Here is a 15,351-nt window from a genome sequence, read left to right as displayed (position 1 = left end):
CCCTAGGGAGAGTGAGTTCAATGACGCAACTGACTAGAGTGGTGACATGCGGAACACCAGCTTCGCCTCGATGCACTGCTCGCTCGCCCAGTCGCTCGAACTCATCGGTGACTGGTGGACTCCCCTGGTGCTGCGGGATCTCTACCTCGGACTGGACCGCTTCGACCAGTTCGTCACGGACCTCGGCATCTCCCGCAACCTCCTGACCGACCGGCTGAACACCCTGATGGACGGCGGGCTCGTCGTACGGACGCCGTACCAGGAGAATCCGGTGCGGTACACCTACGAGCTGACCGACGCGGGTCGCGAGCTCGTGCCGATCCTGCTTACGCTGACGGCGTGGGGTGATCGATGGGCGACGCCGCCGGCGGGTCAGCCGATGCGGTTCACGCATACGATCTGCGGAAAGGTCACCACGGCAACCGTCTGCTGCTCGGAATGTGGTGATGCACTGACCGCGGAAGAGGTTGCGGCCTCCGCCGGTCCAGGGGGCAGGACCGCGCCCGGGACAGCACTGATCGCGTCGGTGTTAGGGCATTGAGTCGAGCCGCAGGCTGAGCAACTGTGCAAGCGGCATGGATTCGCCGTCGCGGGCGCCTTGGCCGACGACGAGCGGAGGATCGGACGGCGTGATGCGTACGCCGGTCAACCGGGACTTCAAGCTGGCCGGGACCCCGAGGATGTAGAAGTTCGCGTCGGCATCGACACCCAGCGAACGATTCTTCCGCAGGTACCAGCCCGGCACTCCGGTCCGGTAGCTCGCGGACGAGCCGACCACCTGCGCCCGCAACTCCTCAGGCTCCACGCCGCGCGCCTTCAGCTCGGCGATGAACCCGACCAGCAACTCTCGAGCCTTGGCGGTCTCGCCGGCCTTCCGCTGCTCGAGCGCGGCCGCATGCGCGGCGGCCGCCTCGCGTCGTTCTTCAGCCCAACTCATAGCTCAGCTCAGGCACAAGCAGAACGGATGTCCCGCCGGGTCGAGAAACACTCTGAACGTCGTCCCCGGCTGATACTCCGCCTTGGTCGCACCCAGCTCGAGCACAGCAGCCTCGCCGGCATCGAGATCCTCGACCACCACGTCCATGTGGACCTGCTGCGGCACCTCCTGCCCCGGCCAGATCGGCGCCTTGTAGTCGTCCACTTTCTGGAAGTAGATACAGCTACTACGATCCTCCGGCCGGAGCTCCGTCCACCCGTCCTTGCCCTCGGCCTTCCACCCCAACAACTCGCCGTAGAACGCCGCCAGCACACCCTCGTCCGGGCAGTCGAAAACAAACGTCGGAGTCCGAGCAATCGCCATGTCCCGCACCCTACAGCGCGGGCATTTTCACGAACTCGCGCACAACGCGTACGCCACCGCCACAAACTCCCGGTCGGCAACCGCACTCACGTGCCAGTTCGTCGGACCGCCGTCGTCGAACGCGGTCGGCGTGTTCGCGTAGGCCAGTGCGAGCTTCGGCAACCCACCCTGGAACTGCACCGTCCGATACCCACCGCCGGTCGCATGCTTGCCCGCCGGGCAGTTGGCATCCGCGTCGGCCAACCACGACCCGTCCTCCTGCTTGGTCGCCGTGATCCGCTCGCCCTCCACATACGAATACCCCGACACACCAGGCGCCCCAGGCGCCCCAGCTGCGCCCTGCGGACCGGTTGCGCCCTGCGGACCAGTCGCGCCCTGTGGACCAGCTGCGCCGCGTGGTCCGGCCGGTCCGGTCTGGTTCCAGGTGAGCTCTTTCTCGTTCGCCCGGCACCGCTCACCGGTGTCGACGACGCGCAGCGTCCCCTTCAACGGCCCGAGCAGCGTCCCAGACCCCGTGTAACAACCGTGTACGACGCCGTCCGCCGAAGGAATCGCGGTCGCGATCCCGCCACCCACCAGCATCCCGCCCACCAACAGTCCCCCGCTGACTATCCTGCTCGCCTTCATAGCGCCTCCCAGGTCAGATAGTTGCCATCAGCACTCTGACCGGGATCCTTCAGACATCCTTAAATCACGCCGGCAGAACCAACCCGGACGACGAGGTCCTGCCAGGCTCGGTCGAGTCCGGCGGAGATGCAGCCGGCGACGACCGTCTCGGCGCCCAACTGGGTGACGCGGACGTCCGGCATGACCGGAGCCAGCGGCCGGAGTTCGCGGACGACGGCCTCCAGGAACCCCGGCGCCTGGCCGATACCACCGCCGAGCACGATCAGCTCCGGGTCCACCACTGCGATCACGCTGCAGACCGCCTTGGCCACCAGCAGTGCCTCCTCCGCGACGACCGCGGCCGCGGTCGCATCACCCCGAGCGGCAGCCGCGAACACCTTTTCGGCCGTCGTCCCGCCACGCACCCCGGCTCGCCGCGCGGCGCGGACCACAGCGGCCGCCGACGCCGATGCGTCGAAACCGCCGCGCTTGCGGGCATCGCGTGGATCGCTGCCGCTGCCCTCGGTGAACGGCAGATATCCGATCTCCCCCGCGACTCCGTGCGATCCGTGCCGCAGCTTGCCGTCGAGCACCAGCCCCATCCCGAGCCCGGTACCGACCGAGACGAACGCGAAGCTGGCGACATCGCGACCATGTCCGTGCACCCGCTCGGCAAGCGCCGCCGCGTCCACGTCGTTCTCGATCATCAAGGACGGACCGAAGCGATCACGCAGCGCCGACAGCGTCGCCGGCGAATCCCAGCCGGACAACCGTCCCGTCAACGTCAGCGCGTCGACCCGGGGATCGTAGACACCGGGACTGCCCAGCACGGTCTGCGTGAGCTGCTCTGCCGTGATGCCTGCTTCGGCCGCGAGCGTCGACGCGAGGTCCGACAGCTGCTGGATTCGATCCATCGCGTCGCCGGCCTTCGCCCGCACACTCAACCGGGCGCGAACGGTGCCGGCCAGATCCGCGATCGCGCCCCGCAAGAACTGGCGCCCGACATCCAGCCCGAGCACGAAGCCCGCCTCCGGCCGCACCTCGTACAGCGCCGCAGCCGGGCCCGGCACACCCGTCCGCGCACCGCTGGCATGCACGAGCCCGGACCGCTCCAGACTGCTCAGCGCCGCCGACACCGTCGGCTTCGACAATCCGGTCAGGGTGGCCAGCTCGGTGCGCGATACCGGTCCGGACCGCCTGATGTGGTCCAGCAAGACCTGCTCGTTGATCGAGCGGATCAGTTGTGGGCGCGCCGCGGAGGCACCTCCGGCGACAACCGTCACGTCGATCTCCTTGCGTTCGTGTCTCTTCGGATAACGCTTCGAACAGCAGTCACAGTTAGCCCTTGTGCCCGCGGTGATTGTTAAGTTAGTTTCCTATCGATTCTATTGGACGGCACGTGGAGGTGCCAGTCGATGACCCGTACGCCGGTTGTTCTCGGTCTCGACTTCGGTGGGACGAAGATCGCCGTCGCCGTCGGTGACGTCACCGGTCGCCGTCTCGGTGACAGTGTCGTTCACAGTCTGGCCGAGGCCGGAGCGCGCGCGGCGATGGATCGCGGCCTGGCCGCGGCCCAGCAGTTGCTCGCCGAGGTGGCACCGGATCAGGAGCTCGCGGGGGTCGGCGCGGCCACCCTGGGCATTCCGTACGACGACCGCGTCGAACTCGCACCCACCTTCCCCGGTTGGGGCGAGCTGCCGTTCGGACAGTTGATCCGCGCTGCCTTTCCGACCGTTCCGGTCCGGTTCGGGACCGATGTGAAGGCCGCCGCGGCGGCCGAGCAACGCTGGGGTGCACTGACCGGCTGCGATCCGGGCATCTATCTCAACCTCGGCACCGGTCTGGCCGTCGCGATCGTTGCCGGCGGCACTGTTATCTCCGGGGCGCACGGCGCCTCCGGCGAGATCGGTTACAACCTGCGCGCCGCCGGAGACGTTTGGATCTGCGCCGATGAGCGCACCATCCTGGAACATGTCGTCAGTGGCCAGGCACTCGAGACCACCGGTAGCACCCGGCTGGGGCGACCGGTGACGGCGGCGGACGTCTTCACGATGGCGCGCACCCAGGCGGACGCCGCCGTCCTCACCGACGAGTTCACTCGCGAACTGGCGATGCACCTCGTCAACCTCACGATCGCCATCGATCCGGCCCGGATCGTCGCCGGTGGCGGCCTGGTCGGAGCCTGGGATCGGATCGAACCCGAGCTGCGCCGGGCACTGGACGTAGCAGTTCCCTTCCCGCCGGAGTTGATGGTGGCCCGCTTCCCATCGGACGCACCGCTGGTGGGGGCATTAGCCCTCGGCGTCGAGGCCGCAGGCGCGGCCCTGGGCGACGAGGCATTCGCAGGAATCCTGAGTTCGAGCAGTGAAAGGCAGAGCCGATGAGGGGCATCAAACGATTCGGCGTCACCGCCGTGGCGATCGGCCTGCTGGCCGTCGCGGGGTGTGGCGGCGGCGACAAGCCGATCGGGGCGGCGTCGAGCAACCCGGCGTCCTCGACGAGCAGCAGTACCGGCCAGGGCGCGGGGGCCTACAAGAAGGGCGGCACCGTCACGATCGCCAACGTCGGCGGTCAGACCTGGCCGTGCCAGTTCAACCCGTTCAACCCGTCGGTCAACCAGGTCGCCCTCGGGTTCGTCTACGAGCCACTGACCTTCGTCAACGTGCTCAAGAGCGGCGCGACCACGCCGATGCTGGCGACCGACTTCGCCTGGTCGCCGAAGAAGGACTCGATCGTCTTCACCATCCGCGACGGCGTGAAGTGGAGCGACGGCCAGCCGTTCAGCGCGGACGACGTCGTCTACACGTTCACGCGGATGAAGGAAGAGCCCGCCCTCGACCTCTACTCGCTGTGGACCGGCGCCGGCCTGACCAGCGTCACCGCCGCCGGGAACAAGGTCACCCTGAAGTTCAAGTCGGCCGCCGAGCCGTACTTCTTCAACTTCGCCAACCAGATCGGCATCGTCCCCAAGCACATCTGGTCCAGCGGCGAGGCGGCCTCCAAGCCGGCCACCTGGGCCGACACCAAGCCGGTCGGGACCGGACCGTTCACGGTCGAGTCCTGCACCGCGAACAACATCTCTTACGTTGCCAATGGCAACTACTGGCAGCCGGGCAAGCCGTACGTCGCCAAGGTGCAGTACCCGGCGTACCTGGACAACAACCCGGCCAACCTCGACCTGGCCAGCGGCAAGGCGCAGTGGGGTGGCCAGTACATCCCGAACATCGACAACTTCTACAAGGCCAAGTCGCCGCAGAACAACTACTGGTTCCCACCGACCGCCAACGTCGCGATCGTGGCGAACAACGACCCGTCGCACAAGGTGACCAGCAACCTCGCGATCCGGCAGGCGATCGCCTACGCGCTCGACCGGGAGCAGATCTCGAAGATCGGTGAGAGCGGCTACCAGCCGGCCGCGAACCAGACCGGCGTGGTCAGTCCGACGTTCGACAAGTACTTCGACAAGGACGCGCTGACCGCCTCCGGGTACGACAAGCCGAACCCGGACAAGGCCAAGCAACTCCTGCAAAGCGCCGGCTACTCGTCGTCCAACCCGCTGAAGCTCGACGTCATCACGGTCACCGGCTACACCGACTGGGATGCCTCGCTCGCGGTCGTCAAGCAGCAGCTTGCCGCCGTCGGCATCGAGTTGACGATCCAGGACCTGCAGCAGCAGTCGTACAACCAGAAGCTCTACACCGGTGACTACGACCTGGCGTACTCGAACCTCTCCGGCGGGCCCTCGCCGTACTACGAGCTGCGGCAACTGCTGTACTCGAAGAACAGCGCCCCGATCGGCAAGCAGGCCAACAGCAACTATTCGCGCTACCTCAACCCCGACGTCGACAAGCTGTTCGACCAGTACGCCGCCGCCGACGCGGACACGCAGGTCAAGCTGATCAAGCAGATCTCGTCGTTCATGCTCAAGGACGTACCGATCATCCCGACCACCGAGTCGGTCGACTGGTACCAGTACAACACCAAGGACCTCGAGGGCTGGCCGACGCAGGACGATCCCTACGCGCAGCCCGCGCCGTACAACATCCCCGATGTCGGTCAGGTGCTGGCCAACCTGTACTCGAAGTCCGCGCAGAAGTAAGGGAAGGGCAGCTGTGAGGAGAGTAGGCACGAGGGGGTTGTCGTGCGGTACCTGATCCGTCGTCTCGGGTTCTTCGTGCTCACTCTCTGGGCAGCGATGACGCTGAACTTCTTCATCCCGCGGCTGATGCCCGGCAGCCCCGAGGAGGCGCTGCGGGAGCGGTTCAGCAAGGGTGGTTCGGTGGTCTCGCCGGACCAGCTGCGCACGGTGCTGGCCGAGTTCGGGTTCGACCCGGGCAAGAACATCATGTTGCAGTACGTCGAGTACCTGAAGGCGATGGTCACGGGGCACTGGGGGGTGTCGATCGGCAGCAGCCTCGGTGTCCCGGTGACCCAGCTCATCGGGGACGCGCTGCCGTGGACGCTAGGGCTGGTGGGGATCGCGACGATCCTGGCCTTCGTCATCGGCACGCTGATCGGCACCGTCGCGGGCTGGCGGCGGGGTGGTCTGATCGACGGGATCGTGCCGCCGGTCTTCATCGTCACCTCAGCGCTGCCGTACTTCTGGGTGGCGCTGTTGCTGATCTCGTTGTTTGCGATCGGCAACAATCCGGTGCTCCCGAACGACTTCAACTACGACCAGGGACTGACGCCGGGGTTCAGCGGCGAGTTCGTCCTCAGCGTCCTCAAGCACGGCATCCTGCCGGCCGCGACGATCCTGATCACCGCGGTCGGTGGATGGATCCTGACCATGCGGAACAACATGGTGACCACGCTGGCCGAGGACTACGTCCGGATGGCCCGCGCGAAAGGCATCCCGAACCGGCGGATCATGTTCGGCTACGCCGGCCGGAACGCGTTCCTGCCGAACCTGTCCGGTTTCGCGATGTCGCTCGGTTTCGTCATCTCCGGGACGATCTTGGTCGAATACGTCTTCAACTACCCAGGCCTGGGCTACATGTTCTACAACGCCACCGTGAGTACGGACTATCCGTTGCTGCAGGCACTCTTCCTGCTGGTGACACTGGCCGTGCTGATCTGTGTCCTGCTCTGCGACTTCGCGGTGTTCCTGCTCGACCCACGAGCCCGGACGAAGGGATAGACGATGAGCGCTATCGTTGCCGGCACCGCCGCGCCCGTCGCGACCACGACCCGACGCCCGCGGGGTGGACTGCTGCGGGCCGTCCTGCGCAACCGCAAGGCCATGGTGGGTGCGGCCCTGCTGCTCCTGTTCATCCTGCTGGCGGCGTTCCCGCATCTGTTCGTACCGTGGCTGCACGGCGATCCCCGGGCGATCGGCGACACCCCGCTGGCGCATCCCTCCGGCAAGCACTGGCTCGGTACGACGGGACTCGGCCAGGACGTGTACGCCGAGCTCGTCTACAGCACGCGTGAGTCACTCGTCATCGCGGTGGTCGCCGGACTCGGAGCAACCATCCTGTCGGTGATCATCGGGGTCTCGGCCGCCTATCTCGGCGGGTTCGCCGACGACGTGTTGTCGATGTTCACGGACATCTTCCTGGTCCTTCCGACGTTCCCGCTGATCATCGTGCTGGCGACGTACGCCGGTAAGGGCAACTTGACGGTGATCATCATCGTGCTGATTCTCACCGGGTGGTCGTACGGCGCCAGACAGATGCGGGCGCAGGCGTTGTCGCTACGGAACCGGGACTTCCTCGAGTCGGCCCGGGTCCGTGGTGAGCGGTCGTCGTACATCATCGTCGTCGAGGTCCTGCCGACGATGATCTCGCTGATCGTGGCCAACTTCCTCGGGGCCGCGCTGTACTCGGTGCTCACCGCTGCCGGCCTGCAGTTCCTCGGCCTCGGCGATCCCAACTCGCTGAGCTGGGGAACGATGCTCTACTGGGCACAGAACCAAGGCGCCCTCGTGAACGGCCTGCCCGCGTGGGCGCTGTCGCCGGGTCTGGCGGTCGCGCTGCTCGGTGTTTCGTTTGCCCTGCTCAACTATGCGTTCGACGAGATCAGCAACCCCGCACTGCGGCCGGTTCGGAGGCGACGTGCCAAGTCATCAGTCTGAGGACCAGCCACGATTTGAGGACCGGCCGATTCTCGAGGTCCGCAATCTCACCGTCGAGTACGACACCGGCGACCGGCCGGTGGTCGCGGTCGACAAGGTGGACCTCGACGTTCACGCCGGTGAGTTCGTCGGAGTGGTCGGCGAGTCCGGCTGCGGCAAGTCGACGCTGCTGTTCGCCATCGCCCAACTGCTGAGCTCGCCGGCCGCGATCACCGGCGGAAGCGTGAAGTTCAACGGGCAGGAACTCGTCGCGATGAACGAGAAGAAGCTCGCCGCGATGCGCTGGGTGAACTTCTCCGTCGTGATGCAGAGCGCGATGAACGCCCTCAACCCGGTCAAGAGCATCGGCGCCCAGTTCAAGGACGCGATCATGGCGCACGACGAGGCGGTCGCCGCCGACCGTCCCGCCGAGGTGCTGCGGCTGGTCGGCATCGACCCGATCCACCTGAACAGCTATCCGCACCAGCTCAGCGGCGGGATGCGGCAGCGGGCAATGATCGCGATGGCGCTGCTGTTCACGCCCGACCTGATCATCATGGACGAGCCGACCTCGGCGCTCGACGTGGTGGCGCAGCGCTCGCTGATGGTCCAGATCAAGGAACTGCAGCGGCGGCTCGGCTTCGCGGTCATCTTCGTCACGCACGACATGTCGCTGGTCAGTCACTTCTCCGACAAGCTCGTCGTGATGTACGCCGGTCAGGTCGTCGAGTTCGGCGCGACCCGGGCGGTCTTCGACCATCCCGCCCATCCGTACAGCTCCGGCCTGCTCGACGCGTTCCCGTCGATCCGCGGGCCGAAGGTGCCGCTGACCGGCATCCCCGGCAGCCCACCGAACCTCGCGAACCCACCGAGCGGCTGCCGCTTCCAGCCACGCTGCCCGAAGGCGTTCGAGGACTGCCCGAAGATCGAGCCCGACCTCTACCAGGTCGGAGCCGTCCAGGCCCGCTGCCTGCTGCACGCCCCTGACCACAAGCCGGCCGAGAAGCTGCGGGAGGTCTCCTCATGACGACTGCCGATGTGGATCGGACCGCTCCCCCGGTGGACACCGCGCCGTTGATCGAGACGAAGAAGCTGACCAAGCACTTCCGGGTCGGCCGTGGCTTCTCCCCCAAGCTGCTGCACGCGGTGGACGACGTCGACTTCACCATCGGCCGGCAGGAGATCGTCGCTCTCGCCGGCGAGAGCGGGAGCGGCAAGAGCACGATCGCGCGGCTGCTCGCCGGGGTCTACAAGCCGACCACCGGCGACATCCTCTACCAGGGCAAGTCGCTGGTCGAACGGCGTTCCCGGCGCGATCAGTTGTCCTACCGTGCCGACGTACCGATGGTCTTCCAGGACCCCTTCAGCTCGCTGAATCCGGCGTTCCGGGTCTCCCACGGCGTCCTGCGCAGCCTCAAGCTGCACCGACCCGACCTCACGACGCGCGCCGACCGGTACGCCGAAGCCGAGCGGGTGATCGAAGCCGTCGGCCTCACTCCCGCCGGGGACGTGATGAACCGCTATCCCTACGAGCTGAGCGGTGGCCAACGCCAGCGGATCGGCTTCGCCCAGGCGCTGGCGCACAAACCCAAGCTCATCCTGGCCGACGAGCCGGTCTCAATGCTCGACGTGTCGATCCGGATCGGGCTGCTCAACCTGATGGCCGAGCTGCGCGAGTCCGAGGGCGTCTCGTTCCTCTACATCACCCACGACATCGCCAGCGCCCGGTACGTCGCCGACCGGCTGATGATCATGTACGCCGGTCACCTGGTCGAGGCCGGCCCGGTCGAGTCGGTGCTCGCCAATCCCAAGCACCCGTACACGGACCTGCTGCTCGGAGCCGTGCCCGATCCCCGGGCGCCGCTGTCCCCGGCCGTCGAGGGTGACACCGGCGAACCACCGAAGGTCATCGACCCGACCCCCGGCTGCCGGTTCCGCTGGCGCTGCCCGCTCGTCATCGACAAGTGCCACCAGATCACGCCGACCCGCCGGCTCCTCGGCGAAGCCCACGACGCCGCCTGCCACGTCGCCGACCCCGACCCCGGCTTCCGCACACCACCCGAGGTAGACGCCTGAACATCGGCCACCGCTGACTCCTGCCGCCTTCGGCGGGGGCGCGAAGTGCTGGTACGCCGCTCGTCCGGTTTGCGCGTCGGGGATGTGGTGGCGCGGTCTCCGGGCTGCGTGATCGTGCCAGTCGCGGCGGCGTGCGTCAAGGGCGCCTTCGGCGTCGCTGCGCGATCTTCGACCCTTGACCCACACCACCGCGACCAGGGAAATCGGCAGCTATTCCGGAGCCGCTGACCCGAGTGGTCGCGTGCTGGGTGCGATCACGGTGCTGGACTGTGGTGAGGCTGACGAGCCGGGTCCGGGTGGGTCGCCGCCGTGTTCACGGTGGTGGGTTGTGGTGAGGCTGACGGGCGGTGTGGGTGGGTCGCCGGTGTGTTCACGGTGGTGGGCTGTGGTGAGGCTGACGGGTGGGGGAGCCGGGGTGGTGGCGCCGGGCGTCGCCTGGTTGGTGAGCGGACCTGCATCACTCACCAATCAGACCGTCGAACGCCTGTCCACGCTCACGACCTCGCCCGGCAGGGCCGGGTCGGTGGTTGGTGAGTGGCTGGGGTCCGGCCGCGCCGGTCTCCGGAAGAAAATCTGCGGATATCGACCAGAAGTTTCCGGAGATGCCGCGCTGGGTCGGTCGGTCTCGTGATGTGGCCGGGATTGTCCGGGTGGCGGGATTCCGGGCCGGGAACAGCCGGTGCCGACCCGAGCCGCCGCGAGGCGGTGTTCGTGTCGGCTCCACACACCCCACCTGAGGCTGAAATCGCGGGTTCCGCGGCGCGCGGGTGCGGAGTTAGAGTGACGCGGAGGTGGTGACAGTGGGAACGATCGCAACTAGCGACGGCACTGAGATCTACTACAAGGATTGGGGCCAGGGGCAGCCGATCGTCTTCAGTCATGGATGGCCGTTGTCGGCCGACGACTGGGACAACCAGATGCTGTTCTTCCTGCAGCAGGGGTACCGGGTGGTCGCGCACGACCGCCGCGGTCACGGCCGATCCACCCAGACCGGTGACGGTCACGACATGGACCACTACGCGGACGACCTGGCCGCGGTGGTCGAGCAGCTCGACCTGCACGACGCCATTCACGTCGGTCACTCGACCGGCGGCGGCGAGGTCGTGCACTACCTGGCCAAGCACGGCGAGAGCCGCGCCGCGAAGGCCGCACTGCTCTGCGCGGTGCCGCCACTGATGGTCAAGACCGACGCCAATCCCGAAGGTCTGCCCAAGGAGGTCTTCGACGGCTTCCAGGCCCAACTGGCCGCGAGCCGGTCGAGGTTCTACCACGACCTCGCGGCCGGCCCCTTCTACGGCTACAACCGGCCGGACTCCGACCCGTCCGACGCGGTCGTCGACAACTGGGTCCGCCAGGGCATGACCGGCGGCGCCAAGGCCCACTACGACGGCATCGTCGCGTTCTCCCAGACCGACTTCACCGAGGACCTCCAGCAGATCGGCATCCCGGTGCTGGTGGTGCACAGCGAGGACGACCAGATCGTTCCGTACGTTGCCTCCGGCCCGAAGTCGGCCGCCCTGCTGAAGAACGGCATCCTCAAGACCTACCAGGGTCTCCCCCACGGCCTGCCGACCACTCACCCCGACGTGGTCAACAAGGACCTGCTCGAGTTCTTCAGGTCCTGACCTCGAGCTCCAGCGGCCGGTCCGGGCCGACTGTGACGCCGTGGGCGAGGGTTACCAGCACCCGGTTGCCGGTAGCAACGAAATGCGACGGTAGCCGGGTGTGTCCGTGGCGGATCTCGACGTGCCGGGCCGGTCTCTCGGTCTCGACGGAGAGGGTGGTGAGGCGGACGCGGCCGTAGCGAACGTCGATGCTCGCGGACAGCGACTGGCGGCTTCGCCGTTGGCGGTAGAGGCCCCAGCCCTCCGCGGCCGTGAACGCGCAGCGGAAGTCCTCGGGGCGGATGCGTGGCGCGAAGCCCAGGTGACCTTTGGGGCCGTGGTACTCGTAGCCGCAGGCCGCGAGGTAGACGCCGTACCCCATCATCGCCCGGGCGTAGTGGTCGCTGGCCTCGATCTCGTTGTAGGGATTGCGTTTCTCGCCCGAGTACCGCTCGTAGATCGCGCGCGTCACCGCCAGCGCCTCGGTGGTCATCCCCTCGGCGAACAGGTGCGCCGCGAACTGGTACTCCTGCCCGGTCCAGACCTCGTTGAAATACATCAGGCCATGCGTCTCGGTGGATCCGCCATGCGGCCAGGTCGCCATGATCGTGCCAGTCTCACCATCGGTCGTGTACACGCGTCCTGGGTTCACTCCGGGCGGACGGTACGTGTCCGGATCGGTCCGGAAGTTCGACTCGTAGAGCTTCGCCAGCGCCGTTCGGGCCTGGTCCGCGGGGAAGACGCGCGGCAGCCCGAGCTGAGCCGCGTAGGTCTGTCCGTACATCTGGTCGATGAACAGCCCGCGGTTGCTGTTCTCGGCCGGATGCGCCGGATCCACCGTCTGCACGTAGTACCCGAACTCGTCGTTCCAGAGCCGATCCTTCAGGTACGCCGCTCCCCGGCCGGCGATCGTGGTGTAGCGAGTCGCGCTCGCGGAGTCACCCAGGTCCGACGCCATCGCGGCCGCGGCCCGGAGCGCGGCGATGTAGAGCCCACTCAGCCACGGGACCTCACCGAACCACTCGGTGTCGAGCGTGTTCCACTGGCTGCCGCGGATGATGCCGTCCTCGTCCGGTCCGTCGCGATGCGTGATCAGGAACTCGACCGCGGTGCGCACCCGCGGCCAGACCCGCCGCAGGAACGCGGAGTCCTTCGCCATCTGGTGTTCGCGATAGATCCGCAGGATCGTCCCGCTCTGACCGTCGGCGAACGAACTCGACGCGTCCCCTGCCTCACCGCGGTTGCCGATCTCGCCGGTCGGCTTGAACGCGATACCGAGGTCGACGCGCTCGCGGGTGTCGCGCTCGAGGTCGGGGAAGAGCCGGCCGATCGCCTGCGCGTAGTTCCAGACGTGCTCACAGGTGCCGGCGCAGCAGTAGGTGCCTTCCCAGGCATAGAACCGGCCGTCGTCCCAGCGGTAACAGGTCCCGGTCGCGAGGGTGGACGCCGTGGCCAGGGTTCGTTCCAGGAACCAGTGCGGCAGCGAGGAGTCGTCGTACCAGGTCTCGACCCAGGACTTCGTGGCTCGCTCGAGCCGGTCGGCGTGCTTGCCGACGTACTCGACGACTTCGTGTGCGGAGTCGAACCGGGTCGCGTAGTGCCGTCGCAGCGTCGATGCGCCGACGAGCTCGGAGAAGAGTTCGCGTTCGGGGTTGGGGAAGAACCAGCCGTAGACGAACCGGACCGTCCGGGATTCCCCCGGCGCCAGGGTCAGGTCGACCGAGACTGTGCCGGCCTGGGAACCGTCGGCTTGCAGCGGTCCCGCCGGTGCGTCGAAGAGCGCGTCCGTCGTGGACCAATCGGCGATCGACGGGCGTGTCGTGGACGCCGATCCCAGCGCGGCGAGCGCGAAGGTACCGCCGTCCGGACGGTCCGCGACCGGTTGGCGGCGGACCGGACGATCGCTGAAGATGATCCGGTCGACGTTCACGTGGCCCCAGCCGCCGGTGTTGTTGTCGACGATCTGGATGTGGGCGGTCCGGCCCGCATACCGGCCGACGTCCATCGACACGGCCGTCAGGGGTTCGATGTCGGTGCCGGCGGTGCTCGCGATCACGTGGCCGTCGACCACGACATTGAGACAGGTCTCGCCCTGGTGATGACCGCCGCCGACCCACGCCGTCACGAACCGGCGTTCGATGGTGAACTCGCGACTCGTCAACGTGCCTGTGTGCGCATCGGGATCGCCCGGCAGCCGGAAGTTGTACGACGTCACGAACCGGCCGGTGACGTTGAGCTCGGTCCGCAAACCGAACGGGCGGCGGAAGCCGTCCGGCGTCTCGGCCGCCGTGACCGGCCCGGGGCCGAAGGCGTCGCCGGTGACGGTCCAACCGTCGTACGTCGGCTTGTCCCAGTTCTCGAAGAGGATGTCCGGACGGTCGGTGAACACGATCGCGTCGCAGCTGATGTGCCCCCACGGACCTGTGGACACATCGACGATCTCGATCCGCGCGGTCCGCCCCTTGTACGCCCCGACGTCGAACATCCGGCCGACCAGTGGTTCGCTCTCCTCGCCCGTCGCGGACGCGACCACCTGGCCGTCGACCACAACGTTGACCGCACCCTGGCCACCGCCGACGCCGACCGAGACGTAGCGCCGTTCGATGGTGAACTCGCGGCTGGTCAGCTTCCCCGTCGCCGTGTCGCCCGCGTGCGCGTCGTACGACGTGACGAGTCGCGTCCCGGACACGTTGAGATCGCCGAACCGCTTCATCAGATTCGGTACGTCGAGAGGCCGGACCGGCCCGGATCCGAACGCGTCCCCGGTCACCGTCCAGCCGTCGTACGTGTCCTTCTCCCAGTCCTCGAACAGGATGTCGCCCTGCTCGGCGTCCAGATCGTCGACCGCGCCGAACTCGATCCCACTGCGGAAGCTCCGCGCCTGGAGCCGGGTCGGCTGCCGGTCGCGACTGTCCAGGCAGACCGGGTTCTCGGCGTACCCGAGGAGGGTCGCGCGGACTCGGGTCGACGACGTGTTCCGCAGTGTGAACGCCATGATCGTCGCGGGCAGCGTGGAGTCGAGCGTGGCCAACGGGATGAACGGCGAGAAGGCCTCGAGCGTCACCTCGACCGGGCTGTCGGAGGCGTCGTACGACACGCGCCCGATCGGATACTGACCGGTGAAGCGCACGTCGTCGAAGCCGGCCGCGTCCACAGTCCGGGTCGTGGTTCGGCCGCGAGTCGTGGTCCGCACCGCGAACCCCTGCCGGAACTGCGATGCACCCTGCTGGTCCGCTGAGCGCGGGTCGGCGTAGTTGTGACCGGTGAAGTCCGCACCACCGAGTGGGTACGACGACGGATTGAAGATGTCCCACGCCCACAACCGCCCGTCACCCGCGAGATACACCTGCCCGGTCGTCCCGCCGCTCACCGGCATCCCGATCCGCGGCAACGCGGCTCCCGTGTACGACGTCGGCCGCCCACGCCCGAACAGCGTCGCGGCATCGTGCGTGGGTGAGCTCGCCGACGCCACCGCCGGATCCGGGACAACGGCCAGCGCGCCGACCGCTCCCGCCCCCAGCGCGATGAACGTACGGCGACTCAGCTCGGCGCGTGGACAGTCGCCGGCACATGATCGGTTCGCACATCCGGCGGGCAGTTCGATGGTGTCCATTCGTTCCCCTCGAGGCAGCGAAGGAGCGCGGAATCAGTTCATGAGAAATCGATTTCCCATACCGTAGCCACGACCACCCCGCAGGTCAACTGTTCAG

General features: G+C 67.4%; 13 protein-coding genes. 8 read left to right on the top strand and 5 right to left on the bottom strand.

Annotated elements, in window-relative coordinates; all coding sequences use genetic code 11:
- Positions 1–46: 46 nt before the first annotated feature.
- Positions 47–541, top strand: coding sequence for a winged helix-turn-helix transcriptional regulator (locus ACWF4Z_RS22445; RefSeq protein WP_452245064.1), 495 nt, complete (start codon positions 47–49; stop codon positions 539–541).
- Here the strand turns inward: ACWF4Z_RS22445 and ACWF4Z_RS22440 are convergent.
- From ACWF4Z_RS22440 to ACWF4Z_RS22425, 4 genes are read right to left on the bottom strand one after another with little or no spacing between them, the layout of a single operon-like run.
- The gene (locus tag ACWF4Z_RS22440) at positions 530–937 is read right to left on the bottom strand and encodes a hypothetical protein (protein WP_452245063.1); all 408 of its coding nucleotides are present in this window, start codon (positions 935–937) and stop codon (positions 530–532) included. The two genes, ACWF4Z_RS22445 and ACWF4Z_RS22440, sit on opposite strands and share 12 nt — an antisense overlap.
- A 3-nt stretch (positions 938–940) precedes the next feature.
- The gene (locus ACWF4Z_RS22435) at positions 941–1,300 is read right to left on the bottom strand and encodes a VOC family protein (protein WP_452245062.1); all 360 of its coding nucleotides are present in this window, start codon (positions 1,298–1,300) and stop codon (positions 941–943) included.
- Between the two features lie 27 nt (positions 1,301–1,327).
- Positions 1,328–1,927 (bottom strand): hypothetical protein, encoded by a 600-nt coding sequence (locus ACWF4Z_RS22430; protein ID WP_452245061.1) that lies wholly within the window; start codon positions 1,925–1,927, stop codon positions 1,328–1,330.
- Positions 1,928–1,986: 59 nt separating this feature from the next.
- Positions 1,987–3,189, bottom strand: coding sequence for an ROK family transcriptional regulator (locus ACWF4Z_RS22425; RefSeq protein ID WP_452245060.1), 1,203 nt, complete (start codon positions 3,187–3,189; stop codon positions 1,987–1,989).
- 132 nt (positions 3,190–3,321) lie between these two features.
- Here ACWF4Z_RS22425 and ACWF4Z_RS22420 point away from each other — a divergent pair, with 132 nt between their 5' ends.
- From ACWF4Z_RS22420 to ACWF4Z_RS22390, 7 genes are all read left to right on the top strand, one after another.
- Positions 3,322–4,290, top strand: a complete 969-nt coding sequence (locus ACWF4Z_RS22420; RefSeq protein WP_452245059.1) for an ROK family protein — start codon at positions 3,322–3,324, stop codon at positions 4,288–4,290.
- Positions 4,287–6,005: an ABC transporter substrate-binding protein gene (locus tag ACWF4Z_RS22415; RefSeq protein WP_452245058.1), complete on the top strand. Its 1,719-nt coding sequence runs from the start codon at positions 4,287–4,289 to the stop codon at positions 6,003–6,005. The genes ACWF4Z_RS22420 and ACWF4Z_RS22415 overlap by 4 nt, the downstream gene beginning before the upstream one ends.
- A 42-nt stretch (positions 6,006–6,047) precedes the next feature.
- The gene (locus tag ACWF4Z_RS22410; RefSeq protein WP_452245057.1) at positions 6,048–7,046 is read left to right on the top strand and encodes an ABC transporter permease; all 999 of its coding nucleotides are present in this window, start codon (positions 6,048–6,050) and stop codon (positions 7,044–7,046) included.
- A 3-nt stretch (positions 7,047–7,049) separates the two neighbouring features.
- Positions 7,050–7,982: an ABC transporter permease gene (locus ACWF4Z_RS22405; RefSeq protein WP_452245056.1), complete on the top strand. Its 933-nt coding sequence runs from the start codon at positions 7,050–7,052 to the stop codon at positions 7,980–7,982.
- Positions 7,963–8,988, top strand: coding sequence for an ABC transporter ATP-binding protein (locus ACWF4Z_RS22400; RefSeq protein ID WP_452245055.1), 1,026 nt, complete (start codon positions 7,963–7,965; stop codon positions 8,986–8,988). Before ACWF4Z_RS22405 ends, ACWF4Z_RS22400 begins: the two co-directional genes overlap by 20 nt.
- Entirely contained in the window at positions 8,985–10,037 is a 1,053-nt protein-coding gene (locus ACWF4Z_RS22395; protein ID WP_452245054.1) for an ABC transporter ATP-binding protein, read from the top strand. Before ACWF4Z_RS22400 ends, ACWF4Z_RS22395 begins: the two co-directional genes overlap by 4 nt.
- Before the next feature lie 800 nt (positions 10,038–10,837).
- The gene (locus ACWF4Z_RS22390) at positions 10,838–11,662 is read left to right on the top strand and encodes an alpha/beta fold hydrolase (RefSeq protein ID WP_452245053.1); all 825 of its coding nucleotides are present in this window, start codon (positions 10,838–10,840) and stop codon (positions 11,660–11,662) included.
- Here the strand turns inward: ACWF4Z_RS22390 and ACWF4Z_RS22385 are convergent.
- Complete coding sequence (locus ACWF4Z_RS22385; RefSeq protein WP_452245052.1) at positions 11,652–15,254, bottom strand: GH116 family glycosyl hydrolase; 3,603 nt, start codon at positions 15,252–15,254, stop codon at positions 11,652–11,654. The two genes, ACWF4Z_RS22390 and ACWF4Z_RS22385, sit on opposite strands and share 11 nt — an antisense overlap.
- Positions 15,255–15,351: the final 97 nt, after the last annotated feature.

The organism is Kribbella sp. NPDC055071 (assembly GCF_053608045.1).
Note: the sequence above shows the minus strand (reverse complement) of the source record. Positions and strands in the feature narration are given on the sequence as shown.

What these genes read in the sequence shown, in the direction of transcription:
- ACWF4Z_RS22445 (WP_452245064.1), top strand. Translation starts at nt 47, where the DNA reads ATGCGGAACACCAGCTTCGCCTCGATGCACTGCTCGCTCGCCCAGTCG.
- ACWF4Z_RS22440 (WP_452245063.1), bottom strand. Translation starts at nt 937, where the DNA reads ATGAGTTGGGCTGAAGAACGACGCGAGGCGGCCGCCGCGCATGCGGCC.
- ACWF4Z_RS22435 (WP_452245062.1), bottom strand. Translation starts at nt 1,300, where the DNA reads ATGGCGATTGCTCGGACTCCGACGTTTGTTTTCGACTGCCCGGACGAG.
- ACWF4Z_RS22430 (WP_452245061.1), bottom strand. Translation starts at nt 1,927, where the DNA reads ATGAAGGCGAGCAGGATAGTCAGCGGGGGACTGTTGGTGGGCGGGATG.
- ACWF4Z_RS22420 (WP_452245059.1), top strand. Translation starts at nt 3,322, where the DNA reads ATGACCCGTACGCCGGTTGTTCTCGGTCTCGACTTCGGTGGGACGAAG.
- ACWF4Z_RS22415 (WP_452245058.1), top strand. Translation starts at nt 4,287, where the DNA reads ATGAGGGGCATCAAACGATTCGGCGTCACCGCCGTGGCGATCGGCCTG.
- ACWF4Z_RS22405 (WP_452245056.1), top strand. Translation starts at nt 7,050, where the DNA reads ATGAGCGCTATCGTTGCCGGCACCGCCGCGCCCGTCGCGACCACGACC.
- ACWF4Z_RS22395 (WP_452245054.1), top strand. Translation starts at nt 8,985, where the DNA reads ATGACGACTGCCGATGTGGATCGGACCGCTCCCCCGGTGGACACCGCG.
- ACWF4Z_RS22385 (WP_452245052.1), bottom strand. Translation starts at nt 15,254, where the DNA reads ATGGACACCATCGAACTGCCCGCCGGATGTGCGAACCGATCATGTGCC.